Source organism: Rhizobium sp. PvP014, assembly GCF_017876855.1.
Lineage (GTDB): Bacteria > Pseudomonadota > Alphaproteobacteria > Rhizobiales > Rhizobiaceae > Neorhizobium > Neorhizobium soli.
Map to the genome: position 1 here is coordinate 1,909,122 of NZ_JAGIOT010000002.1, position 26,219 is coordinate 1,935,340.

Annotated in this window: 28 protein-coding genes; 14 read left to right on the forward strand and 14 right to left on the reverse strand. The window is 58.1% G+C overall.

Features of this window, described 5'->3' with window-relative positions; translation table 11 throughout:
* Nucleotides 1–56: 56 nt before the first annotated feature.
* From J3A65_RS13905 to J3A65_RS13915, 4 genes are all read right to left on the reverse strand, one after another.
* Nucleotides 57–638, reverse strand: coding sequence for a hypothetical protein (locus J3A65_RS13905; RefSeq protein ID WP_209901761.1), 582 nt, complete (start codon nt 636–638; stop codon nt 57–59).
* Between the two features lie 3 nt (nt 639–641).
* Nucleotides 642–764 carry a hypothetical protein gene (locus tag J3A65_RS23495; RefSeq protein WP_281064396.1) on the reverse strand — a complete coding sequence of 41 codons (123 nt, stop codon included), beginning with the start codon at nt 762–764 and terminating at the stop codon, nt 642–644.
* Nucleotides 765–999: 235 nt separating this feature from the next.
* Nucleotides 1,000–1,974: a hypothetical protein gene (locus J3A65_RS13910; protein ID WP_209901763.1), complete on the reverse strand. Its 975-nt coding sequence runs from the start codon at nt 1,972–1,974 to the stop codon at nt 1,000–1,002.
* A gap of 60 nt (nt 1,975–2,034) precedes the next feature.
* Nucleotides 2,035–3,144 carry a right-handed parallel beta-helix repeat-containing protein gene (locus J3A65_RS13915; RefSeq protein ID WP_209901765.1) on the reverse strand — a complete coding sequence of 370 codons (1,110 nt, stop codon included), beginning with the start codon at nt 3,142–3,144 and terminating at the stop codon, nt 2,035–2,037.
* Nucleotides 3,145–3,587: 443 nt separating this feature from the next.
* Here J3A65_RS13915 and J3A65_RS13920 point away from each other — a divergent pair, with 443 nt between their 5' ends.
* Nucleotides 3,588–5,855, forward strand: a complete 2,268-nt coding sequence (locus J3A65_RS13920; RefSeq protein ID WP_209901767.1) for a glycosyltransferase — start codon at nt 3,588–3,590, stop codon at nt 5,853–5,855.
* Between the two features lie 95 nt (nt 5,856–5,950).
* On the forward strand, nt 5,951–6,781 hold the full coding sequence (locus J3A65_RS13925) for a class I SAM-dependent methyltransferase (protein ID WP_245341549.1): 831 nt from the start codon (nt 5,951–5,953) through the stop codon (nt 6,779–6,781).
* A 196-nt stretch (nt 6,782–6,977) separates the two neighbouring features.
* On the opposite strand, the gene J3A65_RS13930 is transcribed toward J3A65_RS13925, so the two are convergent.
* A protein-coding gene (locus J3A65_RS13930) for an IS3 family transposase (RefSeq protein ID WP_209899056.1) occupies nt 6,978–8,077 on the reverse strand; the annotation gives its coding sequence in 2 pieces (ribosomal slippage) (nt 6,978–7,825 and nt 7,825–8,077; 1,101 coding nt in all).
* Between the two features lie 17 nt (nt 8,078–8,094).
* Between J3A65_RS13930 and J3A65_RS13935 the strand changes: the two genes are divergently transcribed.
* From J3A65_RS13935 to J3A65_RS13965, 7 genes are read left to right on the forward strand one after another with little or no spacing between them, the layout of a single operon-like run.
* Complete coding sequence (locus J3A65_RS13935) at nt 8,095–8,376, forward strand: hypothetical protein (RefSeq protein ID WP_209901771.1); 282 nt, start codon at nt 8,095–8,097, stop codon at nt 8,374–8,376.
* Nucleotides 8,376–9,332 carry a recombinase RecT gene (locus tag J3A65_RS13940; RefSeq protein WP_209901773.1) on the forward strand — a complete coding sequence of 319 codons (957 nt, stop codon included), beginning with the start codon at nt 8,376–8,378 and terminating at the stop codon, nt 9,330–9,332. The genes J3A65_RS13935 and J3A65_RS13940 overlap by 1 nt, the downstream gene beginning before the upstream one ends.
* 3 nt (nt 9,333–9,335) lie before the next feature.
* Nucleotides 9,336–9,779: a recombination protein NinB gene (locus tag J3A65_RS13945; protein ID WP_209901775.1), complete on the forward strand. Its 444-nt coding sequence runs from the start codon at nt 9,336–9,338 to the stop codon at nt 9,777–9,779.
* Nucleotides 9,776–10,438, forward strand: a complete 663-nt coding sequence (locus tag J3A65_RS13950; protein ID WP_209901777.1) for a hypothetical protein — start codon at nt 9,776–9,778, stop codon at nt 10,436–10,438. Before J3A65_RS13945 ends, J3A65_RS13950 begins: the two co-directional genes overlap by 4 nt.
* Nucleotides 10,435–10,845: a hypothetical protein gene (locus J3A65_RS13955; RefSeq protein WP_209901779.1), complete on the forward strand. Its 411-nt coding sequence runs from the start codon at nt 10,435–10,437 to the stop codon at nt 10,843–10,845. The genes J3A65_RS13950 and J3A65_RS13955 overlap by 4 nt, the downstream gene beginning before the upstream one ends.
* Nucleotides 10,842–11,066 carry a hypothetical protein gene (locus J3A65_RS13960; protein WP_209901781.1) on the forward strand — a complete coding sequence of 75 codons (225 nt, stop codon included), beginning with the start codon at nt 10,842–10,844 and terminating at the stop codon, nt 11,064–11,066. The genes J3A65_RS13955 and J3A65_RS13960 overlap by 4 nt, the downstream gene beginning before the upstream one ends.
* Nucleotides 11,056–11,304: a hypothetical protein gene (locus tag J3A65_RS13965; RefSeq protein WP_209901783.1), complete on the forward strand. Its 249-nt coding sequence runs from the start codon at nt 11,056–11,058 to the stop codon at nt 11,302–11,304. Before J3A65_RS13960 ends, J3A65_RS13965 begins: the two co-directional genes overlap by 11 nt.
* A gap of 77 nt (nt 11,305–11,381) precedes the next feature.
* On the opposite strand, the gene J3A65_RS13970 is transcribed toward J3A65_RS13965, so the two are convergent.
* A complete protein-coding gene (locus J3A65_RS13970) occupies nt 11,382–11,522 on the reverse strand; it encodes a hypothetical protein (RefSeq protein ID WP_209901785.1) in 141 nt (46 codons plus the stop codon).
* 130 nt (nt 11,523–11,652) lie between these two features.
* Between J3A65_RS13970 and J3A65_RS13975 the strand changes: the two genes are divergently transcribed.
* From J3A65_RS13975 to J3A65_RS13990, 4 genes are all read left to right on the forward strand, one after another.
* A complete protein-coding gene (locus J3A65_RS13975; protein ID WP_209901787.1) occupies nt 11,653–12,072 on the forward strand; it encodes an HNH endonuclease signature motif containing protein in 420 nt (139 codons plus the stop codon).
* Nucleotides 12,069–12,572 (forward strand): hypothetical protein, encoded by a 504-nt coding sequence (locus J3A65_RS13980; RefSeq protein ID WP_209901789.1) that lies wholly within the window; start codon nt 12,069–12,071, stop codon nt 12,570–12,572. The genes J3A65_RS13975 and J3A65_RS13980 overlap by 4 nt, the downstream gene beginning before the upstream one ends.
* 169 nt (nt 12,573–12,741) lie before the next feature.
* On the forward strand, nt 12,742–13,752 hold the full coding sequence (locus J3A65_RS13985) for a site-specific integrase (protein ID WP_209901791.1): 1,011 nt from the start codon (nt 12,742–12,744) through the stop codon (nt 13,750–13,752).
* Between the two features lie 358 nt (nt 13,753–14,110).
* A complete protein-coding gene (locus J3A65_RS13990) occupies nt 14,111–14,374 on the forward strand; it encodes a hypothetical protein (RefSeq protein ID WP_062461833.1) in 264 nt (87 codons plus the stop codon).
* Nucleotides 14,375–14,576: 202 nt separating this feature from the next.
* On the opposite strand, the gene J3A65_RS13995 is transcribed toward J3A65_RS13990, so the two are convergent.
* Nucleotides 14,577–15,410 (reverse strand): outer membrane protein, encoded by an 834-nt coding sequence (locus J3A65_RS13995; protein ID WP_062460728.1) that lies wholly within the window; start codon nt 15,408–15,410, stop codon nt 14,577–14,579.
* Between the two features lie 246 nt (nt 15,411–15,656).
* On the reverse strand, nt 15,657–15,845 hold the full coding sequence (locus J3A65_RS14000) for a hypothetical protein (protein ID WP_062460731.1): 189 nt from the start codon (nt 15,843–15,845) through the stop codon (nt 15,657–15,659).
* Nucleotides 15,846–15,959: 114 nt separating this feature from the next.
* Between J3A65_RS14000 and J3A65_RS14005 the strand changes: the two genes are divergently transcribed.
* Entirely contained in the window at nt 15,960–17,795 is a 1,836-nt protein-coding gene (locus J3A65_RS14005) for a glycoside hydrolase family 15 protein (RefSeq protein ID WP_209901793.1), read from the forward strand.
* Nucleotides 17,796–17,869: 74 nt separating this feature from the next.
* Here J3A65_RS14005 and glmM read toward each other — a convergent pair whose 3' ends face one another.
* The 6 genes from glmM to tolB all read right to left on the reverse strand — a co-directional run bounded on the left by glmM (nt 17,870) and on the right by tolB (nt 26,209).
* On the reverse strand, nt 17,870–19,225 hold the full coding sequence (glmM, locus tag J3A65_RS14010; RefSeq protein ID WP_092659907.1) for a phosphoglucosamine mutase: 1,356 nt from the start codon (nt 19,223–19,225) through the stop codon (nt 17,870–17,872).
* Nucleotides 19,226–19,477: 252 nt separating this feature from the next.
* Nucleotides 19,478–21,412, reverse strand: a complete 1,935-nt coding sequence (gene ftsH / locus J3A65_RS14015) for an ATP-dependent zinc metalloprotease FtsH (protein ID WP_062461836.1) — start codon at nt 21,410–21,412, stop codon at nt 19,478–19,480.
* Between the two features lie 103 nt (nt 21,413–21,515).
* Nucleotides 21,516–22,850, reverse strand: coding sequence for a tRNA lysidine(34) synthetase TilS (gene tilS / locus J3A65_RS14020; protein ID WP_209901795.1), 1,335 nt, complete (start codon nt 22,848–22,850; stop codon nt 21,516–21,518).
* A 10-nt stretch (nt 22,851–22,860) separates the two neighbouring features.
* The gene (gene ybgF, locus J3A65_RS14025) at nt 22,861–23,883 is read right to left on the reverse strand and encodes a tol-pal system protein YbgF (protein WP_062582428.1); all 1,023 of its coding nucleotides are present in this window, start codon (nt 23,881–23,883) and stop codon (nt 22,861–22,863) included.
* A gap of 305 nt (nt 23,884–24,188) precedes the next feature.
* Nucleotides 24,189–24,731 carry a peptidoglycan-associated lipoprotein Pal gene (gene pal / locus J3A65_RS14030; protein WP_062460745.1) on the reverse strand — a complete coding sequence of 181 codons (543 nt, stop codon included), beginning with the start codon at nt 24,729–24,731 and terminating at the stop codon, nt 24,189–24,191.
* A gap of 173 nt (nt 24,732–24,904) precedes the next feature.
* Nucleotides 24,905–26,209, reverse strand: a complete 1,305-nt coding sequence (tolB, locus tag J3A65_RS14035) for a Tol-Pal system beta propeller repeat protein TolB (RefSeq protein WP_062460748.1) — start codon at nt 26,207–26,209, stop codon at nt 24,905–24,907.
* Between the last annotated feature and the right edge of the window lie 10 nt (nt 26,210–26,219).

Consider the following 26,219-nt stretch of genomic DNA (forward strand, 5'->3'; position numbering starts at 1 on the left):
TTCATGCCTGTGAGCCAACCCAGGCCGATCGTGCCGAGACCGCCGCCACCGGTCAGCTAGGTCAGCCAGTTCGACTTCTCCTTGACCTTGTCTTCGACCTTTTGCGGGACGACCTGCTTCTCTATCGAGACCGGAACCGCTACGATCTTCTCCTCGGTCACGATGACCTTGTCGGCGTCAGGGATTTCGCCGGCGAGCGCCGCCTTCAGTTCCTTTTCCACGTTGATTTGCTTGGCGCTGCCCCAGTCCGGAGTTCCCTTGGCGGTTACGCGGGTGTATTCCACCATCTTGCCGGTGTTCGACCACTTGCCGGAGAAGAACAGATCGCGCTCCGCCTGGCGGCGAGGAACGATTGTCTTTGGCTTCGAGTAGTTCATGAAGGCCTTCTTGGCTTCCCCGAGCTTGCCGGCCTTGAATAGCTTCACCCAAGAGGCTTTGCCGATCTGTCCCGTGTTCCAGTGGAACGACAGAGCTGCTGCAAACTGCTCCTTCGAAAGCTCGACACCGGCGAAGGCCTTGCGGACCGCGTCGGCGTAGTTGTCCAGCGCCCAGACATAGACGCGAAGGCAATGCTCGAGCGATTGCGGCTTGCCGATGTAGCGCTCGACGACATGGCCGGTAGCGGACGTCAGGCCCACGGACTAGGTCCAGACGCCTTCACTGTCCTTGTAGGCTTGGCGGATGATCGCTTCGTGGCTGGCGATCTCCATCGCCACGTCATAGTCGACGACCAGCGCCGCGCCGGCGGGCACGTTCGTGTTCATGGTGTTCTCCAATGTTGAGGGGGCAACAAAAACGGCCCGCCGGAGCGAGCCTTTTTATAACTACGAATGTCTTTAGTTAGACTAGGTCACTGTGCCGTCTGGGTTGACCACGATTTCGCCGGCATCCAAAAAGGAGCGTCTGCAGCTACTCTGCATTCGATCCTCTCAGCGTGGCATCGCTCTGTTTCGGTGGCCAGATATGGTCGGCGTCAGGCGGAGGTAGCGCAAAACAGAACTAAGGGCTGCCTACCTCAGAAACTGCTTCCAAGAAAACTCTCTTCAGGTCACCTTGAGCAAGTAAGGCCCTGAACACCTCGTGCCCTGCGCCGGGCAATTCTTTAATCACTGCATCGGGGTACGCAGGCGAGACATTATGTCTGAGAAATATCATGTCGCGCTCATCTGCCAATGGGTCCACGTAGATGGTCGGTGCATGAGGACTACGAGGCAGATCGGACAGTTTTTGATGACGGTTCGGCACAAAAATGTAGCGAAGACGTCGGATAGAGTTGTCGAGGTAATTTACCGGGCTTGAGGCGAGAACTTTGGCTTGGATGCCGCCGGCGTAATAGAGTGCCGCGTAGCCACCGAGGCTGGAGCCATAGCAGATAACCTTTTTCCCTTCGCAGAACTCAGATACCGCATCTGCGAATTCTTCATTGCTCAGGCCTTGGTAGAAGGTAAACTCGCGCTGCGCGACATGAATCTGGTGAAATCCATTCTCAAGTATGAACGGCAGACCAAACGGTGCCGACAGCAGACCGCTGCTAACGGTTCCGAATGTGACAATCACTGTGTCACTTCCCGATTTTTGCTCGAACAACGTGATCGAGTGATCTTTGGACTGAGCCAGAACCTGCACATCGCATCGCAGGATCACCTTCAGCTCACGAACGCGGTGTTGAACGGCCTTCTTCGTCTTCCCGCCAAGCGTGGGAAGCAAGGCTTCGAGCGTCGCTTTGGTCTCAGCGTAGAGGTGTTGACCCCGCTGCAGTTCAGCGCTCTCAAGCACCACAGATGGTGATTTGGCCACGTCGTCAGGCAGCGCCTTGAGATACGCATTCGCGCGATCGCGCAATCCGTTCACCCGCAGCGCCCGCACGAACGCTGCGGACTCCTGATGCCCTCCCTTTCTGGCTCTCATGAACGCTAGCGCGAGCCGCGCCTTCTTAGCAACAGCCCATCCCACTCTCTGAAAAACAAGGATCATGCTTCGTCCCGCGGAATTTGAATTCAACTTGCAACTCTGAGAAATGCAAACGCCAGTGTCTCACCTACGGAATGAGTTGTTGAGGAGTACGTTGGAGGGGGCGGCATTCCGAAAGGAGGATGGTCCAGCGCCGAAGACGATGTTGCCGATTACGCGATTATTCTTCGCATTGTCCATCGGGTCAAGGCTGCTCCCAAATGGGTATCGCTCGTCTCGGAAACAGAAAGGCTGCTTACCATTTCTCGAATTTAGCCAGATTGCCGGTCGCGAGGATCTGCGCTTAACGAAGAACTCGTTTCCAGAGATCACGTTAAACTGGGGAGCTTGGTGCCGAATAGCGCCAGCTTCACCACAATTGCGATAAAGGAAAATCCCCCCATTAGAGGCATCGCGAAAAATGTTGTTCTGAATCGTGTTGTTCGCAGCGCCGTCTATGGCAATAAGTTCTCTTCGTTTGGTCGTAATTTCGAAATCTGAATCCTCAATCAGCGTGTGCTTTGTTTCGGCATCCAGATAGATAGCGACTGTGCGGGATCGGCCCTTAAAAACCGAGGAAGAAACTGAAACATACGTCGCTCCAGGCGAAATATACAGCGGCAGGCGACCGGTTGTCTCGAACACCATCTCCGAAAACGTCACCCGAGTTGGGGCAGACGCCTGAACGAACGCAGTATGATTTGGCTTTAGAGACGACGCTCTCACGCGATCTGCATTTCCGCTGAGACCGATGCCATATACCTTTGCTGAACCAAGTATATGGCAGCCCCTAACCGTTATATCCTCTGGCCGGTCCCACACCGGTTGATCAGGCTTTGACCGAACCAACAGTTGTCCTACCTCAGATTCTTCGGGCAAAGCAGAACCATCTAATATGGCGCCATTGCAGTCTAAAGTGAGACCCGATGACGCGCTTCCTTCGATGACTATTTGCCTGGTGATACGTGCCCCGGGAGGCAGTTTCATATTGCACTGGAGAAAGTAGGGTTCGCTTGTATCCCTCATAATCTCTCGGACTTGTTCCTCGGCGCAATTCGAAGGCGAAGCAGTAGCTACCTCTGACCACACAGGTGGGATGAGGAAGAAAATTATTGCTATTAACAGCGCTCCTTGATTGCGGAGACGCTTCGAGTTTTGCGCTTTGAAGCTCCCGCTCCGTGTTGTAATAGCCATGAGACTTCCAAATTAGAGAGACCGACAAAATGTCCGTAGAGACCTTAATCGCAAAGCTTCAGGTAATGAAAGGTCCGGATCGCGGCGTAGAAATTGAGATTGCCGAACTTCTTGGGTGGCGACGGAAGGTTGAGCCCTTTATCGACGCGAAGACGGGCGAGACCAAGCAGCGAACATTGTGGTTGGTGCCTACATCCAACGATGCAGCAAACGTCCCATTTTACACTTCTAACCTTTTCGATGCTTATCGTCTCGCCCAAGAATTGGTCCCAGGACATGTCGGGGGATGCAGTTGGGAGCCTGGAATGGGAAGTGCGAAGATTGGTTCGGCACCGGCCTGTCAGGGCGCCTCGCCTATGATAGCGCTGTGCATCGCCGCCCTTACAGAGCTTCATAAAACGCGCTAATTGATCCAAGTCGAATACATATCCACGGAGAACTCCATGCCTCTCATGTTAAACGAGGTTGCCGTCGAACGCATCTCTGCCCTAAATGATGCAGAGCCGAGCGCCTCAGTTTTAAACATCGTCTTCGCTTCAGATGCAGAGTATATTCCGTATACAGCTGTCACGCTTGCATCTATAGTCAAAAACTATACAGGAACATTACCAATACGGGTGTTTTTGTTGCTGGATGAGATGCTGTTGCCTGAAGAGGTTGAGCGTATCGAGAGCCTAAACTCAATTGGGAAATTCGAACTTGTTCAAATAGTAGTCGATGCGGCAAAGTTTAGGAATATTAAAACTAGTGATGGCATTTCGATTGCGACCTACTATCGGTTGCTCCTGCATAACATTCTTCCGACTGACGTCGAGAAAGTGCTATATCTTGACAGCGACCTCATAATACAATCATCGCTCGACGAGCTCTTCACCTTTCCTATGAAGGGTCACATCTTCGCCGGCGTTGAAGACACTATTTCCAAAACTTACAATAAAAAGTTTGGAATCCAAACAGATGGCCGCCACATCAATGCTGGCGTCATGTTAATCAACATGAACATCATGAGGTCGATCGGATTTGATGATATCTTATCCCTCTACCTGTCATCCAATCGATATCGGCTGATGCTAGGTGACCAACAAATTATCGCAGAGCTATTCCACGGCGCGATAACCTATCTGCCCCTAAAATGGAACGTGCACGGTTCGATGTTTAACCCAAATTGGGCGACATCTCATGCTGGGGTAGAAAACACGATGGAGCAAAAACAAGCTGCGTCAGCTATTCAGTCGCCAGCGATAATTCACTACACCTTAAAGCGCAAACCTTGGATTTCGCTTGAACACCCGAAGTCCGCGACATGGTTCTCCTATCTTTCCTTGACGCCATATCAGTCTCTTATACCTAAGCCGGTTTCCGATTCCAAATCTCCTACGAAGAAAGTTACGCCAAAAACACAACCTCTCAGGTCGAAGCCAAAGTTCTCTCTTAGCAGGTTCTTCAAAGTCATTGTCCCTGGCGTAGCATTGAGCGTCATTCAAATCCGCAAAACTCGCCTTGCCGTCATGGATCTCGAGCGCCGCGTAGCCGCCGTAAAGCGCGTCGCGCAGCCCGCCACTGTGACGAGCAGCAAAGAGCCGCCCCAATACACCCAATTGGGGACAAGCATTGATCTGAAGCAGCTTCTGCTGTCATTGTCTCGGAATACGGCCCCAACATTCAATGCAAAGGAAGTTCTGGAAAAGCTGCCTGAGTTCTCGCACATCATGTCCAACGTCAGCAAGAAAGACGTGGATGGAGGCTACGCCGAAAACATCAAAACGATCACGAGAACGCCCAACATCTCTTTTTTTAACGACCGTATCCCAGATGCCGTCATTGTCCTTTCGCAACGAAAGGATCAAGCTATGTTCTGGGAGTGCTTGGAGGCCGCATTCCTTTACAACCGCCCACTATACTTTGCCGAAGTCGCTTTGTTCGGTGCATTCGCTTCCTATTTCGACCCAGATGCTACGCTGGACGAGAGACGCGCCCTTGGGTTTATGCTTGACGACATGGGATACTACTTCGATGCGCGACAACCCTCGCGGATAGAAAGAACACTCAACAGCCCTGAGTGGTCACTAAGCGCAGCTGAGCGCAAGCGCGCTGCTGAGCTCATTGAACGCATCTGTGCCGAGGGCATCACAAAGTACAATAAGTATAACGACACGCCTGGATCGTACGTACTCGAGCCGGGAGCAGTTTTAGTGATCGATCAGAAAAAAGGGGATGCCTCGATCGAATTTGCAGGGGCAACCGATGCTACATTTGAACGTATGCTGCAAACCGCAGTCGCAGATAACAGCGGAAAACCTATCTATTTTAAGAGACATCCCGATAGTATCCAACGGAATATGAACTCTTACAGAAATAGAGGCGTAAAAGAAGTAAAGGTTCTCCCGGACAATGTCTCGATCGGATCGATAATTGATCAGTGCGAAGCTATCTATACCGTATCATCCCAAGTCGGGCTGGAGGGTCTCATGCGTCGAAAGAGGGTCGTCACGTTTGGAGTGCCATTCTATGCGGGCTGGGGTCTTACTGACGACCGGTCTATTGTACCTCGACGTGATCAAGCCCGAACCATCGAAGACCTGTTCCATGTAGCGTGCATAGATCATTCTGTCTACGTTGATACAACCACGGGCAATTTGATTGAGATAGAACAAGCTATCGAGAAGATATTGGATATGAGAGCGGCCTCCGCGGCTCGGGCGTTGAGCTAATGACACCAGTTGAAGCGACAAGCGTAGCGCTAGTTGCCTCTGAAACGAGGCAAGCAAATCTCCTAGTCCGTGTGGGCTTTCGGGTTGAAAACCCGATGACCTATCCCAATGGCACAACGGTGAAGCGCCCACGCAACGGTGCAGGTCTGCTTGCGTCGTATTACCAAGATCTACACGAGGGAAATGATGCGTATCGGGAGAACAACTGGCTCACGTCGGAACTGAACGAGATTCTCTCTATCTCTGGCAATGGCCGAGTTGTAGAAATTGGGTGTGGTAACGGCCAGTTTACAGCAATAATTGCACCACACGTTGCAGTTGTGCATGCATTTGACTGGGCAAAATCCGACTATATGGAAGCACCTCCTGAAAACGTCACATTTCATCACGGTGACGTTCGCATACAGCCCATCCCTCAAGCTGATGTAGTCTGTTCAGCGGATGTACTCGAACACTTTGCACCGACTGACCTCGCACCAGTTGTAGCAAAGTTTTGCTCAGCAGGTGCCGCGCAGCATCATGTCATAGCGTGTTATGATGATGGACACAGTCATTTAACGGTTATGCCACCATCGGCTTGGCTAGCGCTATTCAAACGGTTTTGCCCAACAGCCTATATACAGCGTATTGAATGCCGACGGAATAATGCGGAACAACTTGTCTGTGTGATTTCAACTAAACCGACAACGTGCAACTTTCGCTTAGAGGTCGGAGCGATACAGGCTTCTACTACCGTGCAGGATCCTTCTCAACTGCGTGTGGACGAGACGATGACAACCTCACTTCCTCCTTTGACACCTGATATCAAACAAGTGACCAGGAATCTCAAACTCCTACAGCTCCTGTTAGAGGAGTTTCCGGATGCTTCGGATAAGGGAAAGGAAAAGAATGAAGAGCCCAGGAACGAGAACGGAGTTGATTTCTAATGAAGCCGAGCACCACAGACCAGATGGACGATGCCGAGTTTCTTGCTTACCTCAAACGGATAGATAGGGCGTCCGCCTTTCTGATTGGCGGAAGTGGGTTGATAGCCGGATCCATCGTCGCGTTGCTGTTGGGGTTCTGACCTGAGACCCAATCTCCCTCCAGTTTTCGGGAGAGTCTTGGATTTTTAATCTGGCCTCATGCGGCCTGTTTTTCCATGGCCATTTTCATTGCGAATTCGCTGGGGGTGATATTGCCCAGCGACGAGTGCGGTCTGTTTCTGTTGTAATCCTCCTTCCATGCAGTGATTGCGGCGCGGGCCTGAGCGAGCGACGAGAACAGCGTCTCGTTCAGGCACTCGTCGCGGAAGCTGCCGTTGAAGCTTTCGACGAAGCCGTTTTGCATCGGCTTGCCGGGGGCGATGTAATGCCATTCGACCTTGCTCTCCTGGCACCATTTGAGGATGGCCATGCTGGTCATCTCCGTCCCGTTGTCCGAGACAATCGTCCTCGGTTTTCCGCGTCTGGCGATGAGACTATCCAGTTCACGGGCAAGCCTTGCGCCTGACAGGGATGTATCGGCGACCAGGCATAGGCATTCGCGGGTGAAGTCGTCAACGACGGCCAGGACCCGAAAGCGGCGACCGTCGGTGAAGGCATCGCTGACGAAGTCCAGGCTCCAGCGCTCATTGGGACGCGAGGGCAGAGCCAGAGGACGCCTTGTCCCCAAGGCTCGCTTCCGGCCGCCGCGCTTGCGCACCGTCAGCTTCTCCTCCCGATAAAGACGCCGAAGCTTCTTCAGGTTCATGACGATCCCCTGCCGGTCGAGCATGACGTGGATACGGCGATAACCGAAGCGGCGTCGTTCAGATGCCACCTTCTTCATCGCCTCACGAATGGCCGCATCGTCAGGCCGCACGCTGCGATATCGCATGCTCGACCGATCCACCGACAGAACCTCGCACGCCCGACGCTGGCTCACCCCATGCTGCGCACAGACATGAGCCACCGCATCCCGCTTCACATCGGGCGTCACCATTTTTTTGCAGCGACATCCTTCAGGATCGCATTGTCCAGCATGGCTTCGGCGAGCAGTTTCTTCAGCTTGGCATTCTCGTCCTCAAGCGCCTTCAGCTTGCGCGCATCGGACACGTCCATGCCGCCATACTTCGCCTTGTATTTGTAGAAGGTTGCGTCCGAGATGCCGTGCTTGCGGCAGACGTCCGCCGTCTTCGCGCCCGCCTCCTGCTCCTTCAATATCCCGATGATCTGTTCTTCCGTGAACCGTGAACGCTTCATTCGTCCGTCTCCTTGATGTGACGGACTCTACCAAAATCTGGAGGAAGGTCAGGGGCTCAGGTCAGGCAGCCGCCGCGAAGGAAACGCAGGCTCGGAACGCCAGCGCCGGCCGCACCGGTGCCAAAGTTTCGCTCCGCACCTTCGTCTTTGCCGAGATCACAGATTTCGACGCTCTTCTGCTTGCGCTGAAGGACCGGGCGGAGATCCGCGAAGTTGTCGAGACGCTGGCAAACCGCGCGGCGCGCTCCGGCGTCGAGCTGGCCGGCATGGCAATCAAATCTGAACAGCGGGCTGCCTGATGAACGCTCACGTCCCTGCACTATCCGCCGGCGGCCAGGTCATGGCCATTGTGCCGCAGACCTTCGAAGAAACGATGCGTGTCTCTCGCGCCGTCGTCGCTTCCGGGCTCGCGCCCTCTGCTCTTGTCGGCAAGCTCGAAGGTGACGCGGCGGCTGCTGCTGTCGCCGTTGCCATCATGTCCGGCGCCGAGCTTGGCCTTAAGCCAATGGTCAGCCTCCGAAGCTTCACCGTCATCAATGGCAAGCCAGCGCTCTACGGCGATGGCCTAATCAACGTCGTCCGGATGTCCGGCAAGGTCACCTACCTGCGGACCGGATGCGACGAGGTCAACGGCAAGCTCATCGGCTTCTGTGAAGCGAAGCGGAGCGATACCGGTGAAGACAAGCGCGTCGAGTTCAGCCAGGACGACGCCGTTCGGGCTGGACTGTGGCAGACCGAAGCCGTCGTCACAAAGTGGAACAAGTGGGACAAAAAGAACGAACAGAAGCCGAATGACAGCCCTTGGTATCGCTTTCCGAAGCGTATGCTTGCATGGCGCGCGGCCGGCTACTGCCTTCGTGAACTTTTCGGCGACGTGCTCGGCGGCATTCGCGACGAGTTCGAAGCGCGCGAGATTGCCGACGCCGACGAGATGCGGGACGTAACCCCGGTATCTGAAAGCCGTCCCACACCTCCAAAGCCACCGAAGCCGCCAGCGCCTCCTTCCGCGAAGACGATCGAAGCCGAGCCGGCAAAGGACGATGCGGGCGAAGATCAGTTCGATCTTGGCGGATATCTCGAGGAAATCGAAACGGCGCTCGGAAGCGCGGCGGATGAAGCCAGCGTAGAAGAGATCTGGAACGACTTCGATGCGCTGGCCACGCTGGAAAGCGAGGGCCATGCCGACATGATCGATGCGGCGTTCTCGATCAAGACGCGGCGTCTTGCGCAGCTTCACCCGATGAATGGCGGCTGATCCATGACCCAGCGCCAACGGTTCATCCTCATCAACGACAAGGTGCGCGCGAACGCCCTCGCCGCTGTTGCTGCTGCCGACGAAGGCAGCGCGATCAGCATCGGGCCGAAGACGCGCAGCGGAGACCAGAACGCAAAGTTTCATGCGATCTGCACCGACATAGCCAGCTCGCAGATGACGTGGGCTGGAAAGCGCCGGGATGCCGAAGCTTGGAAGGTCTTGCTCGTCTCCGGGCATACCGTTGCGACAGCCGGCGAGGTCGAGATCATTCCCGGCCTCGAAAACGAGTTCGTCAACATTCGCGAGAGTACCGCCCGCATGTCGGTCGGTCGCGCCGCGAGCCTCATAACCTATGCAATTGCCTTCTGCGACACGAACGGAATCCATCTCACCGAGACGATCCGTGGCGGCTTCCATGATGGCGCGAATGATTGGAGAGTGGCATGATGATCAGCCGTCGCATATTTCTCGCCAGCACGGCGGCGCTCGCTATCGCGCCAGCCTTACCCTCGATCGCCAGCACTGTGCCAGCCGTATCAGCGGCTCAGCCGGCCACCCCGACGTGGGTCGGCGGGCACTGGGGCGAGTTCGACTGGAAACCCTTCATCGGCGACACAAAGCGCGACGTGATCCGTCAGCTTCTCCGTTATCACGGCCACGGCAATGACGAAGAGATCGCCCTGACGATGACCATGACCATGACCGACGTCGAACTGGATGCCGAGCTCGCGCAAATGGAACTGGGAGTCTCGCGCGCGCCTATTATGGACGGTCTCCGACCTGACGAGATCAAGGGGCACCACTGGATCAGAGCGGGCTTTGGCTATTCGTGCACGCGCTGCGACAGTGAAGCCTATGCCGAGGATGGCGGTCGGGCGATCGGCGAGGAAGTCGTGTGCGTCGACTGCACAACTGTCAGCGACCTGATCAAGTCCGGTCACCGCTATGACATCGATCTTGCCGAGGAGCGCATCATCGAGATCATGATGGATCACGAGTGCGACGAGGGACAGGCCTTTGAGGTTCTGGTCCGCGACAATGACATGGACGCGATCACGCCGCTCTTGTGGGTGAAATGCCTTGCAGCAGCGAGGGCAGAGCTATGAGCAATCGTCAGCAACGTCTCGCCGGACGCGCATTGGAGCGCAAAGGATTGAAGGGTGATTGGGGCCTCTGGCGCATCACCAATCTTCCTGACGGAATCCCCGGCGGCAGTGGTTGGTGCAAAGAGGTGCGCCACGCTCAGGCGAACAATCTCTATGTGGTGCTGATCCGGCCGTTCACTGACGAGCAGGGCAACCGCATGAAGCATCTCGCCATTCGCACCGCCTCGCAGCTCGAGCCGCCGTGGCGCGACCTGCAGCGCATCAAGAACGACATCTGCGGGGAAGAAGCGACAGCCGTGCAGGTCATGCCGCCGGCGTCAGAGCTGATCGATGAGGCCGACATGTATCACATGTGGGTGCTGTCCGATCGGCTTCCGTTCACTCTGGCCTATCGGAGGGCAGCATGAATAACCCGAACCCCGTCAACCTGCAGACCAGCGACGAAATCCGCAAGCTTGGTTGGCAGGCTGAGACGCGCGATGCGGACGGCCATCTATGCCGCACCCATACTCCATTCCAGACCGACGAAGATATCGTTTGGCTTGTCCGCGAAGCGATGGCTCACGGCGAGACGGTAACGATCTGGCCAGAAAATGCCATCCTGAAGGGTGTGAAAGATGAGTGGTAAAATCCCCGTCAAATCATACACCCGTCGCGCCCCGGAGAAGAAGCCGGACCCGTTTGCGCCTTTGAACGATGCGAAGCGGCGCAGATTCGCAAGCAAGTGGGGTGTCGAGCTCGTCTCCGCGAATGACGATCGCCTGGCAGCACCTATCCCCGATCCAGTACCGGGGCCGGTGCCTATGCCGATCGAGCAGCACAAGTCGTTGCTTAGGACGCTTGCTGAACTGGTGAGGGGTATCTGATGCCGATCCGCGCTGAACGAAAGGCCCTGTATCTCGGAGGCGGAACGCACTCGAAAGAGTGGAAAGCTTTTCGCGCGTCACTTCTCGAGAGAGCCGGGAACCGCTGTGAAGGCACTCCCATGCACCCAGACTGCCGCGCGGAGAACAAGCAGCCGCACCCGGTCACCGGCAGCAAAGTGGTCCTCACTATCGCGCATATGGATCACGACGAGAGCCATTCGGATCCAGATCGTTGCCGCGCGCTATGCCAGCGCTGCCACCTCCGGTGGGACGCAAAGCACCATGCAGCGAATGCCAGGATAACGCGTCGTCGCAAAAACCCGCAGATCGACGTGGAGGATTTTATCAATGGCTCGCCGTGAATTCACCAAAAAGACGCAGCGCGAGGCGTTCGCAAGATCCGGCTACAAATGCGAGGCGACGGGCGCGATGTACGGCCTTGAGCCTGGCAAACGTTGCAACGCGGATCTCGCCAAGGGCGTGGAGTTCGATCACATCGTCCTCGATGCCAACAGTAAGGATAACTCGCTGGCGAACTGCGCTGCAGTCTGCATCCCCTGCCACAAGCACAAGACGGCGAAGCACGATATCCCGATGGCCGCAAAGACCGTCCGCATGCAGGACAAGGCGCGCGGAATCAAGCTGAAGCCAGCCAAAACTCTCCAGGGTGCCGGCTTCGCCAAACCCGACAAGTCCGATCGCGGCGTCCCGAACAAGGGCATGCCACCCCTTCCCCGTCCCCAGCTATACCGCGAGGAATCCCCATGACCGAACAGAACAAGCAGTCGGATACCCCAGCGCCTGGCATGAGCCGCGAGCTTATGGGCCTGATCGTCGACGAGGTCTTTGACGGTGCGATGGAGGACGCCAGCGTTATCGAGGAAATCTATGCGGTCATCAAACGACACGAGGCTGTGCGCCGACGTGATGTCCAGCCGGGAAGCTTCGGCATCGAAGACAGCCGTGTTTCCCGCCAGCGAGAACATGCGCGCGCTATGTCAGAAACCACCCCTGTTTCTGAAGCAGCCGGAGCGGCTATTCCAGAAGGGGGTGGATCGGGCAACCCAGAGCCCGAGGCGCATGTGGAGCCGGTTGCATGGCAGTGGCGGCATCCCCGGGCCACTGGTGGAGAGTGGTATCACGCCCCTGATGGTCCTCGACCTTTTGCTGACCGACGCACAGAGGCGGAATACCGTCCGCTTTACGCTCACCCACCAGCGCCGCAAACGAGGGCGCTGGGTCCGAACACAGAAAGCGTGGGGAGATGATGACGGGTTTGCCAACGGTATTCACCCCCGAGCAAGTGGCCGAACACATAGGCTGCAGCGAGCGCACCTTGCGCGAACTGGCACGAGAGCTTGGCGCTTGCCGAATTTTGGGCAATCGTATGGTGCTCACCCAACAAGACTTTGATGCGATCATGGAGGCCAGCAGGCCATGCCCCTCACCCTCTACAAGCGCCCCGGCGGTAAAATCTACCACTACCGTGGCTCTATCAACGGGCAAAGGCTACGCGGGTCTACTGGAACTGCGAAGAAAGCAATCGCAGAGCGATTTATCAGCCAGCTCGAGGAAAAGCACTGGAAAGGTGATTTCGATGGCCCCGAAGCCATCCTGAGATTTTCCGACGCGGCTGCCCACTACCGGCTGGCCGAACGATCGCACCGTTTCCTTTCAATGGTCGAGGACTATTGGAAGGACACGCTCGTCAAATCGATCACCTCAGGGGCCGTGCGTAAAGCCGCAATGGCGCTTTACCCGAAGGCGACAGGGGCAACGCGGAATCGTCATGTGATCGTGCCGACGCAGGCAGTGATCAATCATGCCGCCTCGCTCGATCTATGCAGCCCGCTGAAGGTTGAGCGATTCCCAGAGAACTACAAGATCAAGACGCCGGTGACATGGGAATGGGTGCAGGCCTTCATGGCCGCATCGAACCCGCACCTGGCGGCGCTCTGCTGTTTCATGTTCTTGACCGGCGCCAGAGTGAGCGAGGCCATAAATCTTCGTTGGGAGGATGTGGATCTCGTCAAGCGCCGCGCGAAAATCCGGCAGACGAAGATCGGAGACGAGCGCAACGCTCATCTGCCGGCCGCGCTCATCGCAGCAATCGCGAATATCGAGAGTGATCGGGAACGTGGGTCAAAGGTCTTCAAATATTCGACGCGAAGCACAGCCAACCCTCAATGGATGAAGGCTTGCAAGCGCGCGGGCATTCCGTTCTACAGCTTCCATTGCTGCCGGCATGGGTTCGCGACCTCGCTCTTGCACAAGGGCGTCGATCCGATCACAGTTTCGAAGCTTGGCGGGTGGAAGTCTGCGCAGCACGTCTTCGAGACATACGGTCACGCGATGAGCGACGATACCCTCGCGGATCGGCTGACTGACACACCAGTGACACCGGGAGCCGTTGTGTCAATGCAAACAAATGGGAAAACAAAGGGTTAGCGGGAAAGACTTGTACCCTCGTTGGGGAGGAGTGTCCCGCAGCCGTGGATAGTGGAAAGATGAGAAAAGCGCAAGTGGAAATGGGTTTCTGGAGAGTGCGGCTAGCAAGATCGCGCTGATGGAGCCGGAGTAGCACAAGACCGGGATCGGTCTGCTAGCATATGTTTGATATGCCGATCCCCCGACTGATCACCCTTGCAAAGTTCAAAAGACTATTGCGCCAATACTGTCGAAATGGCGTGCAGCCCTGCAACGTCAGTGCGTCTTCAGCAATATGAGCCTGAAGCCCGCAGCCTGTCAGGAAACTTTTCTCCGCCCAGGCTGTTTGACAGCTTACCTACAGATCCAGGAGCAGACCATGAAACGCTTTCTTGTACTGGCTGCAGCAGGCCTCCTCACGGCCTGCTCGACATCACAGGTCGACCTTTCCCCCATCCCCGGGAGCATCACATACAAAGGGCAGCCTCACACGCGGCTGAAAAACGCACCGGTGGGCAGCAGGATACCCCATGAATTTCGCAATCAGTTCGGTGAACGGATCAGCGAAACTTACGTCATCGAACCTGATCGTAGCCTGCGCATAATCGACAGACACAGGATCGACGGTCCGTTCGATGACTGACCGTCGATCAGACTTCCCTGAAAGCCCTGGATTGGTCGCCTAGACAGTTGACGCCGCGATCTGGCTCTAGCGCGCCTCCTCGTGACGCTCTTAGTGTACCAGTGAGATGAAAGGGCAGAGGCAACCGGTCATCGTCCGAGACAGGCAAACGACAAAAGGCCGCCCGGAAGGCGACCCTTTTTTCTCGAGGTCGAGATAAAGCTTACTTATAGACCAGCGGAGCCGGTTCCGGCTCGTAGGCGACGGGTGTCGCGCAGCCGCCGAAGACGTAGCGAGCGCCAAGGCGTGCTTCGTGGCTGTAGAAGCCCTTGTCGCGGCCCGGACCACCATTCGAGGCGTAACCGAACATGTCGCCGCCGTCGACATAGCGGAAGCGGTAGCCGACATCGGCCTTGACGTTGCAGGTCACGTCGATGGTCGCGCCAGCCATCAGGGCACCGGTCGCGCGCCACGAGCCCTTGCCGCCGTGTTCAACCGAATCATCGCACAGCGCCGGGTTTCCGGTGGCGCAGGACGTGTTGCGCAGCTTGTCCCATTTCACGTAGGTCGCACCGATACCGGCGCCGACATAGGGCGTGAAATAGGCGTATGTGCCGAGATCGACATAAACGTTGGCGAGAAGGCTATAGGCCCTCATCGATGCACGATCCTTGGAGATGCAGTCCGCCGCCACGCCGCAGCTGCCGCTTGTCGACCCTTCAAAGTCGCTCTTCGTCAGGTAGTCGAAAGTCACGTCCGAGCGAAGGTAGTTGTTGATCTGGTAACCGACACCACCGCCGAACGTGAAGCTGTCGTCGATATCCGTCGACCGGAAATCCGTTTCGCTTGCCGAGCTGCCGCCCTGAAAGAACTTGGCGCCGCGCAGCTTGTTGAAGGAATAACCGACGTCGCCGCGCAGGTACCACCCGGTCGACTCCTGAACGGTCACTTCCGGTGCATCCTGAAAGGCTTCCGGCTGCGGCTGATAGACATCCGCGGAATAGGCAACGGTGGTCGTCAGCAAGAACGCCATCGTGGCTGCTAGGCACTTCTTCATGGCTCATCTCCAAGCTTGTCGCGTCAATGGCAGGCACGACGCCCGGCCACCTCTTTGACAATGAAGAATGAAGAAAAAAGGTTAAATGCTGATTAACTATAACCCCAGCAAGGTTATATTCGTGAAGATTTGCGGTTAACAGCACACTGCTCTTAACGACATGTTCACATTATATAAGTGAATTCTAAAAAATTATCGGCGAATTTTTCGTGAATGACGCCCTCGCCTGCCGCCCACTCGCGTCGGTCAGCCTTCCCGGTCCGCTTTGGCTTTGCGTTTCAGCTCGGCCACGGATCGAAGATGGTCGGCGAGCGCAGTCCTCAGTTTTTCCTGCTCATGCCTTGCGACAAGTTTGACCGCTGCCCTGCGGACAGCTTCGATTTTCACGTGCTGCATCTCTTCCATCCCGTCCTTGCGGGAAAGAGAACGCACCATCTCGAAGTTCGATCCCTAAAAAATCAGGGGTAACTTCTTGGCGAGCCAAGACGTTATCGGCGAACCGATCTGCTGCTTCGGAGTTGTCCGTTCTGCATAGGAAAGGGTCAGGTTTTGACACAACTGAATACCGATACTGGGAAATCATTGGCGGTCCACGCCGACGTGCCGCGACCGATCGCCGAACATGGTGCGGTCGGCAATCTGAGAACCCTGGCGCTGGTTGCGCGCGATGGTGCGATCGATTTTCTCTGCTGGCCGGATCTGGACAGTCCCAGCATCTTCGCCGCACTCCTCGATCCGGAAAAGGGCGGCGCGTTCGAGCTTTCGCCTGACATCGACGATGCCCGTCGTCTGCAGATGTATATCCCCGAGACCAACGTCCTCCTCACCCGCTGGCTCGGACAGCACCAGAGCGCCGAAGTGGTCGATCTGATGCCGGTGCCAAAAACCGAGGACGGGGTGGAGAACCTGATCCGCCGGGTTGAAGTCACCCGCGGCGAGATGACGTTTTCGCTGCGTTGCTGGCCGCGCTTCGACTATGCGCGCAAGGTGCCCGAGATCACGGTCGACGGCGGCGTGTCAACGTTCCGCTGCGGTGATTTCACCCTTCGCCTCTCGGGCCCGGTGACCTTCGAAAAGGAAGACGGCGGTGTCAGCGCCACGTTTTCATTGAAAGCCGGAGAGACGGCCGACTTTGTTCTGGACGGAAACGACGGCGACGTCTGGGACAAGGACGCTGTCAGCGCTGCAATCGCGGACGCCATAGAATACTGGCAGGGCTGGGCAAAACGCTCGACCTATACCGGTCGCTGGCGCTCCTCCGTCACCCGCTCGGCACTGGCGCTCAAGCTTTTGACCTCGCAAAAGAACGGTTCCATCGCCGCAGCGGGCACATTCGGTTTGCCCGAAGCTCCGGGCGGCCCGCGAAACTGGGATTACCGTGCGACCTGGATCCGGGATGCCTCCTTCACGATCTACGCGCTGATGCGCCTTGGCTATCAGGACGAAGCGAACGCATTTTCCCATTGGCTCGTCGACAGGACGGACCGGTCGCCAGGTGGGGAAATACAGATCATGTACAATCTCGATGGCAGTCGCGTCGACACCGAACAGGAACTCGACCACCTCTCGGGCTATGGCGGTGCCAAACCCATCCGCGTCGGCAACAATGCCGCCGAACAGATCCAGCTCGACATCTACGGCGAGCTTCTCGATTCGGTCTATATAAGCAACAAATACGGCGAGGCGATCTCCCACGACAACTGGAATGCTGTCCGGCGCATCGTCGACCATGTCTGCGACATCTGGCAGGACGCCGATGCCGGCATCTGGGAAATCCGCAGCGAGCCGCAGGAACATCTGCATTCCCGGCTCATGTGCTGGGTCGCTGTCGATCGCGCCATCCGGCTGGCTCAGAAGCGGTCGCTAACAGCTCCGTTCGGACGCTGGGTCGAGGCACGCAATGCCATCAGCGACGACATCTGGGCAAACTTCTGGAATGCCGATCTCGGGCACTTCGTTCATGCCAAGGGCGGCAGTGATCTCGACGCGTCCATGCTGATGATGCCGCTCGTGCGCTTCATCAGTGCCACCGACCCGGCCTGGCTGGCGACGCTCGATGCAATCGGCAACGAACTTGCCGATGATGCGCTCGTCATGCGCTACAAGCGCAAGGACGGCCTGGACGGCGATGAAGGCTTCTTCGCCGCCTGTTCATTCTGGTATGTGGAGTGCCTCGCCCGCGCCGGTCGCCTGGCGGAAGCCGAGATCAACATGGAAAAGCTGCTCCTGTTCGGCAATCACCTGCAGCTCTATGCGGAAGAATTCGATCCGCGCGGTGAGTTCCTCGGCAACTTCCCGCAGGCCTTCACCCACCTCGCCCTGATCAGCGCCGCCTTCTACCTCGACGGCGCACTGGACGGCAAGTTCAGGCAGTGGCGGCCGTAACCAGCGAACGGCCACAAGGTCGTGGCCCATCCCTCTCCCGTCATAGCCGGGAGAGGCTAGATCCGAACGATCCGTCAGGCCGCTTCCGGTCTGGCGTTGGCAATCACCGTAACGAGATCGCCGACGATGCGCTCGACCTGGGCCCGGTCGTCGCCTTCAGCCATGACACGGATCAGCGGCTCGGTGCCCGATGGGCGGATGACGAGTCGGCCCTTGGTGGCAAGCTCGGCTTCCGCATCCGCGATCGCCTGACGAACGACGGCGTTTTCCAGCGGCTTGCCACCCGCAAAGCGCACGTTTTTCAAAAGCTGCGGCACTGGCTCGAACCGGCGGCAGACTTCGCTCACCGGGCGATCGAGCCGCTTGACGCGGGCAAGAATCTGCAAGGCTGCGACAAGACCGTCACCGGTGGTGCCGAAATCCGACAGCACGATATGACCGGACTGTTCGCCACCCACGTTGAAATCGTGATTGCGCATGTGCTCGACCACGTACCGGTCGCCGACCTTGGTGCGCGCAAGCGTCAGGCCTTTCTTCTCCATGAAGCGCTCGAGCCCGAGATTGGACATGACGGTCGCGACAATGCCGCCGCCGGTCAGCTTGTCGTCTTCCGCCCAGCTTTCGCCGATGACCGCCATCAGCTGGTCGCCATCGATGATATCGCCATTCTCGTCGACGATGATGACACGGTCCGCGTCGCCGTCGAGCGCAATGCCGATATCGGAGCGCGTCTCGTGGACCTTGCGCTGCAGCGCCGCCGGGCTGGTTGAGCCGCAATCGAGATTGATGTTGGTGCCGTTCGGCTCGTTGCCGATCGTGACCACTTCGGCGCCGAGCTCCCACAGAGCCAGCGGCGCGACCTTGTAGGCGGCACCATTGGCGCAATCGATCGCGACCCGAAGACCGTGCAGCGTCACGTCACGCGGGAGCGTGCGCTTGGCCTGTTCGATATAACGGTAGATATCGCCCTCGACGCGCTTGGCGCGACCGATATCGGCCGATTTTGCCAGCTGCGAATGGAGGTCGCTGTCGAGCAGATCCTCGATCCGCATTTCCAGCTCATCGGAAAGCTTGTAGCCGTCGGGGCCGAACAGCTTGATGCCGTTATCCTCGAACGGGTTGTGTGAAGCGGAAATCATCACGCCGACATCCGCACGCAGCGAGCGCGTCAGCATGGCAACGGCGGGAGTCGGGATCGGGCCAAGCAAAAACACGTCGAGGCCGGCTGCGGTAAAGCCCGCGACCATGGCATTTTCCAGCATGTAGCCGGAAAGACGGGTATCCTTGCCGATCACCACGCGGTGGCGGTGCGTTCCGTTGCGAAAAATCGTTCCGACGGCAATACCGACGCGCATCGCAAGATCTGGCGTCATCGGATAAACGTTGGAATGCCCGCGGATGCCATCAGTCCCAAAATAGCGGCGTGTCATGTAAGCTCCCTGGTACACGCGCTTTCAAAAGCGCGGTCTTCGCCCGGTTATGTCTGTATGTGCAACATGCCCGAGCGGATCGGCGGCACTGCCGTCCAAGATCGGCTCATGCCACAGTTCGTCTGCGTTGGCACCTAAATTACCGTCAAAATCGCTTATATCCCGTTACCGAACCAGGCCCGCTAAGATCTATAAGCAAAAGCCGCCGCGGAAGTTTCCGCAGCGGCTTTAATAGGTTTGATGCAGTAGAGATCAGTGCGGCTGCGGTTCAAGACCGCCTTCGGGCGCATCGCCCTTCGGCTCGTCCTTCTTTGCACCGGCGCTCGGCACAGCCGAACCACGGCTTGGCGTCGAATCGTCGCCAAGGTCACGCGACGGCTTCTGGCCGAGAATCAGCGCTCTGATTTCGTCACCCGAAAGGGTTTCGTACTCGAGAAGGCCCTCAGCGATGGCCACGAACTGATCGTGGTATTCAGTCAGGATGTGGCGCGCTTCCGTATAGGCTTCGTCGATCAGGCGGCGAACTTCGCTGTCGATCTTCTGGGCCGTCGATTCGGAGACGTTCTTCGACTGCGAAACCGAATGGCCGAGGAACACTTCCTGCTGGTTCTCACCATAGGCGACCTGACCGAGAATGTCGGAGAAGCCCCACTGGGTGACCATGGCGCGGGCAAGCTTTGTCGCCTGCTCGATATCCGAGGATGCACCCGACGTGATATTTTCCTTGCCGAATGTCAGTTCTTCAGCAACGCGGCCACCCATCATGATGGTCAGGCGCGATACCATCCACTTGTAGCTCATCGAATAGCGGTCGCCTTCCGGCAACTGCATGACCATGCCGAGCGCACGGCCGCGCGGAATAATGGTCGCCTTGTGCAGCGGATCGGCAACGGCCACCTTGAGGGCGGTGATCGCATGACCGGCTTCGTGATAGGCGGTGAGCTTCTTTTCGGCTTCGGTCATGGCGGACGAGCGACGCTCGGCGCCCATCATGATCTTGTCCTTGGCGTCTTCGAATTCCTGCATGGTGACAAGGCGCTTGTTACGGCGCGCTGCCATCAGGGCAGATTCGTTGACAAGGTTCATGAGGTCGGCACCGGAGAAACCGGGCGTACCGCGGGCAAGAACCTTGAGATCCACATTCGGAGCGAGCGGCACGTTGCGTGCATGCACCTTGAGGATGCGTTCGCGACCGACGATGTCAGGGTTCGGCACGACGACCTGACGGTCGAAACGGCCTGGACGCAGAAGAGCGGGATCGAGAACGTCGGGACGGTTGGTCGCGGCGATGAGGATGATACCCTCGTTCGCCTCAAAGCCGTCCATCTCGACCAGAAGCTGGTTCAGCGTCTGCTCGCGTTCGTCGTTACCACCGCCGAGGCCTGCGCCACGGTGACGGCCGACGGCGTCGATTTCGTCGATGAAGATGATGCAGGGCGCATTCTTCTTGGCCTGCTCGAACATGTCGCGCACGCGGGATGCGCCGACACCAACGAACATCTCCACGAAGTCCGAACCGGAGATCGTAAAGAACGGCACGTTGGCTTCACCTGCCACCGAACGGGCGAGCAGCGTCTTACCTGTGCCCGGAGGGCCGACAAGCAGCACGCCGCGCGGGATACGACCGCCGAGACGCTGAAACTTTTGCGGATCGCGCAGGAATTCGACGATTTCCTCGAGGTCAGCCTTGGCTTCGTCGACGCCGGCAACGTCCTCAAACGTGACGCGACCATGCGCTTCGGTCAGAAGCTTCGCCTTCGACTTGCCGAAGCCCATCGCACCGCGTGAGCCACCCTGCATCTGACGCATGAAGAACAGCCAGACACCGAGGATCAGCAGCATCGGCAACAGCGTGCCGATATAGCTCAGGAAGCCAGACGATCCGTCTGTCTCGGGGCGAGCCATGATCGAGACGTTCTTCGACTGAAGACGCTCCATCAGGCTGTCATCGATGACCGGGGAGTAGGTCTGGAAGTTGGTGCCGTTCTCGGTATAGGTGCCGAGGACACGATTGCCGGTCACGACGACGTCGCGAACGCGGCCGGAATCCACGTCACGCAGGAACTGCGAATACGGAATTTCGCGCGAGGACGTCTGCGACGGCGCCGTCTGGAACATGCTGAACAAAGCGATCAGCAGCAGGGCTATAATGGCCCAGAGGGCAAAATTGCGAAAATTTGGGTTCATCGAACTCCCCAGTATGCCAACGGTCACATCATGGCGACCGCCCTTCTTGGAACCTAACATAGGGTTGAGCTTTGGCATTGCCAAGGCGAACCGGCACGGACGCCTAGCTTTTCCGCTGGGAAAGCTTAACCGGAAGCGGGGGTATATCGTCGCATCCGACCAAATCGGCGAACTGGGCTGCAATTTCGAGCTCGAACTGCGACAGGAAGCGTTCGAACGTCCCCAGGACCGGGTGCATGTCAATCGCGTGCAGCAGGCCAGTTTCGAGTGTTTGCACCTGTGGCATTGCCGCCATGGCCCGCATCGCGACCGACCCGGGCGCATTCGGGAAAAGTGAGCCCGCCAGCGTGCGATCGGGAATGGTCGGCCCGATCACGATTTCGCTATTGGTTGGGTTGTGGACGCGGTATCGGCCATCCCAGACCTTCACCGCCCCCGCCGCGATGCGAACAGGGTTCAGATTGCGGCTTTCCCGGTAAAGATACAGCCCATCCCGACGCAGATCGAAGATGACCCGCCCTGCAGACATTCGGCCGAGCTGCCGGCCATCCAAAAATGCCGCGACCCGTGTCATCGTCTCGGTCGAAGGAACGTGTTCCCGTCCGCCCAGGAGCGCGATGAGATGTCCGAGCAGATGGTCCCGAGCCAGTGGATCGCCGCCCAATGCTTCGACCGGAAGATAAGCCAGAACCCCATGGCTGATGGTCAGCTGCTCGCGGGCCAGTTCCGCCGCATGGCGGGACAGACGCGTTCGCGAAGCGCCGGCCGCAGCGATCTCGTCCATCGTCACCGTTTCGATGCCCGTCAGAGCATTTCGAGTTCTGACCCTCTCGTAATGGCTGTCGAGGTTGCTCGGGTCGTCGATCCAGCCCTCGCCTCCCGCTGCAAGAAAATCCCGGATCGCTGAGCGACGCACAGACAGAAACGGTCGCAGCAGCCAGCGCCGTCTGTCGAGCAGGACGGCACCTGCCATGCCCGCCAGACCGAGCTTGCCCTTCGTGCCGTTGCGCACTGCGCGCATCGCCACCGTTTCGATCTGGTCATCCAGCGTATGGCCCGTGAGGATGGCGGTAGCTGCGATCTCGTCAGCGATCTCCATCAGCAGCCGGTAGCGAGCTTCTCGTGCAGCAGCCGGAATGCCGGTCGTTGGTTTGTCGCCGTCCCAGCGGCGGATCGTGTGGGGGATGCCCATGCGTGCGCAAAGAAATGCCACCGCGCCGGACTCCGCGCCTGATTCGGCCCGCAGCGAATGATCGATCGTTGCGGCGGCAAGTTCGATCCCGCCTTCCGGGTCAGTGGCCAGCGCCTCCTGAAGCGCGAGCAGAAGCCCGGTCGAATCACTGCCGCCGGAGATCCCCACAAGCAGTTTCGCCGGCCTTGAAAGACCGGCGAGAAATTCACGAACCGCTGACTGCGGGGATGGATCCGGGGTGGTCACCGCCGCGGGATCAGCAGGACAGCCGCTTCTGCTCGGTCGTCACCTTGCCAAGCACGGCGCGCTGCGCATTCGGATAGCGCTTGGGAACCTCGCGAAGCGTTGCGCAGGCCGTATCCTTGTTGTCGAGAGCCGCAAGCGACATGCCGAGCTTCAGCAGCATTTCCGGCGCCTTGGCGGACTTGCCGTAGGTCTGGTGCGCGTTGAGAAAGGTCTTTGCCGCATCGGCATATTTCGCCTGCGAGAACTGCGCTTCGCCGAGCCAGAAATTGGCGTCTGCGGCCCGTGAGCTCTTCGGGTAGCTGGCAAGGTAGCTGGAGAATTCTTTCTCGGCGAGCGGGTAGTCGCCGGAAAGAACATGGTCATAGGCGATCTTGTAGCTGTCGCCCTCACTGCCGAGCGAGGCCGTCTGCTGCGGATCCTGCGACCCACCGCTGCGCGACGAGCCGGAAGCAACACCGGGAAGACCGGCCGAATTGCGGGCATTGTCGTTGCGGGACGCACCGACAGTATTTCCGCTCGTGTCGAGATTCATCGAGCCAAGCGTTGTTGGCGCTGGTGCGGCGCGGTTGCCTGTGGTCGCGGATGGGCTGGAAGGCTCACCAATGATGCGAGCCACGTCGTCGGCGCCTTGCGCGGCAGGTGGGGAGGGTTCGCCGGAGGAAGCCGAAGACGAAGGGCGGTTGGACGCCACGGCCGGTTGCCCGCCCGTGTCGCCCAAGTCGCTTCTCTTCTTCTTTTCCAGGTCCTGGAAACGGAATTCGTTATCTTCCTGCGTTTTGCGCAGTTGTTCCTGCATCTGCAGGAGCTGATAACTCATTTCCTCGATACGGCCGTTAAGCTGCCGTACCTCTTCCTGAAGCTGCTGCGTCCGGACGGCATCGCCGCCCTGCGCGAGGATCACAGGCCGTTGTTCGGCCTGCGGCTGTTGCGGAACGCTTTGCTCGCCCTGGAAGAGTTTCGGAAATGAGAAGGCCCCAGCAGGGCCCGCCATCGCCGCCAGCCCCAGCATCGCTGCCAAGACAATTTTCTTCATGTCGTCCGTCCTGCTTCCCGCGCTTCGGCCCTCAAGCCGGAATGGCTTTCGGAAAGAACGAAGCGCAACCTATGTTCTACAACGCGCTGTGCGCATCGGAAACCCGGTGCGCGGCGCTGTAGCTTGCGCCGGATTGGCGCAATACGGATTTTTCTGAACTGCCGTCAAAAAGCAACCAAGTCGACGTTCAAAATCAAGGGAAACGGGGCCAAACTAAGGAAAAACAAAAAAGGTGGCGCGAAGGCCACCTTTTCTCACCAAAATGTCATGTGTGGAACGGAGACTGGCCCCGCCCCTCACCGGCATTACATGCCAGCGCCACCGAGAACGGTAACCGCGCGGCGGTTCTGCGACCAGCAGGAGATGTCGTCGCAAACGGCGACCGGACGTTCCTTGCCGAAGGAGATGGTCTTGATGCGGTTGGCAGGAATGCCGCGCGAAGCAAGATATTCCTTGGTGGACGAAGCGCGACGGGCGCCGAGTGCCAGGTTGTATTCGCGGGTACCGCGTTCGTCGGCATGGCCTTCGACGGTGATCGCGTAGTTCGGGTAACGCTGCAGCCACTGAGCCTGACGATCGAGCGTCTGCTGGGCATCTGCACGGATCGAGGTCGAGTCCGTATCGAAGAAGATCCGGTCGCCGACATTGACCGTGAAGTCCTGGCTCGAGCCAGGTGTCGCCGAGCCGCCGGCACCACCGCCGTTGAGGCCAAGGTCACCCGCGTTGTTCGGAAGGTTCTTCTTGTTGGCGCAGCCTGCGAGAGCGAGGGCCAGCGTCAGAGCGATGACGGCCGGGTTGCGAGCGAGGGTCTGCATACGGCTCATCGCCGGGGTATGAATGCGGCTCATGGCCGTTCTCTCCTTGATCATTTAATTTAAGAGTTGCCGAACTCTAACGGATTTAGGTTAACCATGATCAAACGCTTATGGTTAACGAATTCCTTCCGGTGCCCTATTTTTCAGTCGTTCGCTGCCGGTTGGAACGCAAGCGCGGCAGATCTGCCGCGCCTCAAACGTGCCTCCTATTCAAGAAGCGGCGACCAGGCCGGGTCGGACCCGAATGCCGGTGTCTTGACCATCTGCTCGTTATAGCCGCTGAGATCGATCGAATACAACTGCGGACCACCGGCGCCGGCGTTCTGGCGGAAGAACATCAGAACACGACCGTTCGGTGCCCAGGTCGGACCCTCGTTATGGAAGCCCGATGTTAGGATGCGCTCGCCGGAACCGTCCGGACGCATCACGCCGATCGAGAACTTTCCGCCCGACTGCTTGGTGAACGCGATCAGATCGCCACGCGGCGACCAGACCGGCGTCGAATAGGAACCATCGCCGAACGAGACGCGGCTCTGGCCCGAACCGTCGGCCCCCATCACGTAGATCTGCTGGCGGCCGCCACGGTCGCTTTCGAACGTGATGCGGGCACCGTCGGGCGAATAGGATGGCGCGGTATCGATCGCAGCCGTCGACGTCAGGCGCGTCGTCGTGCGCGAACGCAGGTCCATCGTGTAGATATTGGCGTTGCCTTCCTGCTGAAGGCTCATGATCACCTTCTGACCGTCAGGCGAGAAGCGAGGCGAGAACGTCATGCCGGGGAAATTGCCCACCACTTCGCGCTGTCCAGTTTCCAGCTGCAGCAGGTAGACCCGCGGCTGGTTGCCCTCGAACGACATGTAGGTGACTTCCTGACGGCTTGGCGAAAAGCGCGGCGTCAGCACGAGATCCTTGGTGCCGGTCAGCATGCGGACGTTGAAACCGTCCTGGTCCATGATTGCCAACTGACGCTGACGGGCAGTCTTCGGACCGCTTTCGGATACGAACACGACGCGGGTGTCAAAATAGCCCTGCTCGCCGGTGATCTGCTTGTAGATCGCGTCGGCGATGATGTGCGCCAGACGACGCCAGTTTTCCGGCTGAGTAAAGAACTGCTGGCCGGTCATCTGCTGGCCGGCAAACGTATCCCAGAGACGGAATTCGGCGCGCAGACGACCGTCGCCTTCACGGCTGACACGGCCGACGACCAGCGCCTGGGCGTTGATCGCCTTCCAGTCTTCGAAACGCGGCGCGCGGCCCGGATCGGTGATCTTTTCGATGAACGCCTGCTTGTTCACAGGCGCAAAGAGGCCCGAGCGCTGAAGATCGGCGGCGATAACCTGCGAAATCTGCGGTCCAAGCTCGTTGTTGGACAGGAAATCGGTAATCGCGATCGGCAGCGGCTCAACATTGCCCTTGTTGATGTTGATCTCGACCACCGCGTTTGCGGGGTTGGAGATCGCGGCGGCACCGGCGGACGCCATCATGAGCCCGAGGAAGGAACGTCTGATCATGGTTTGGCCT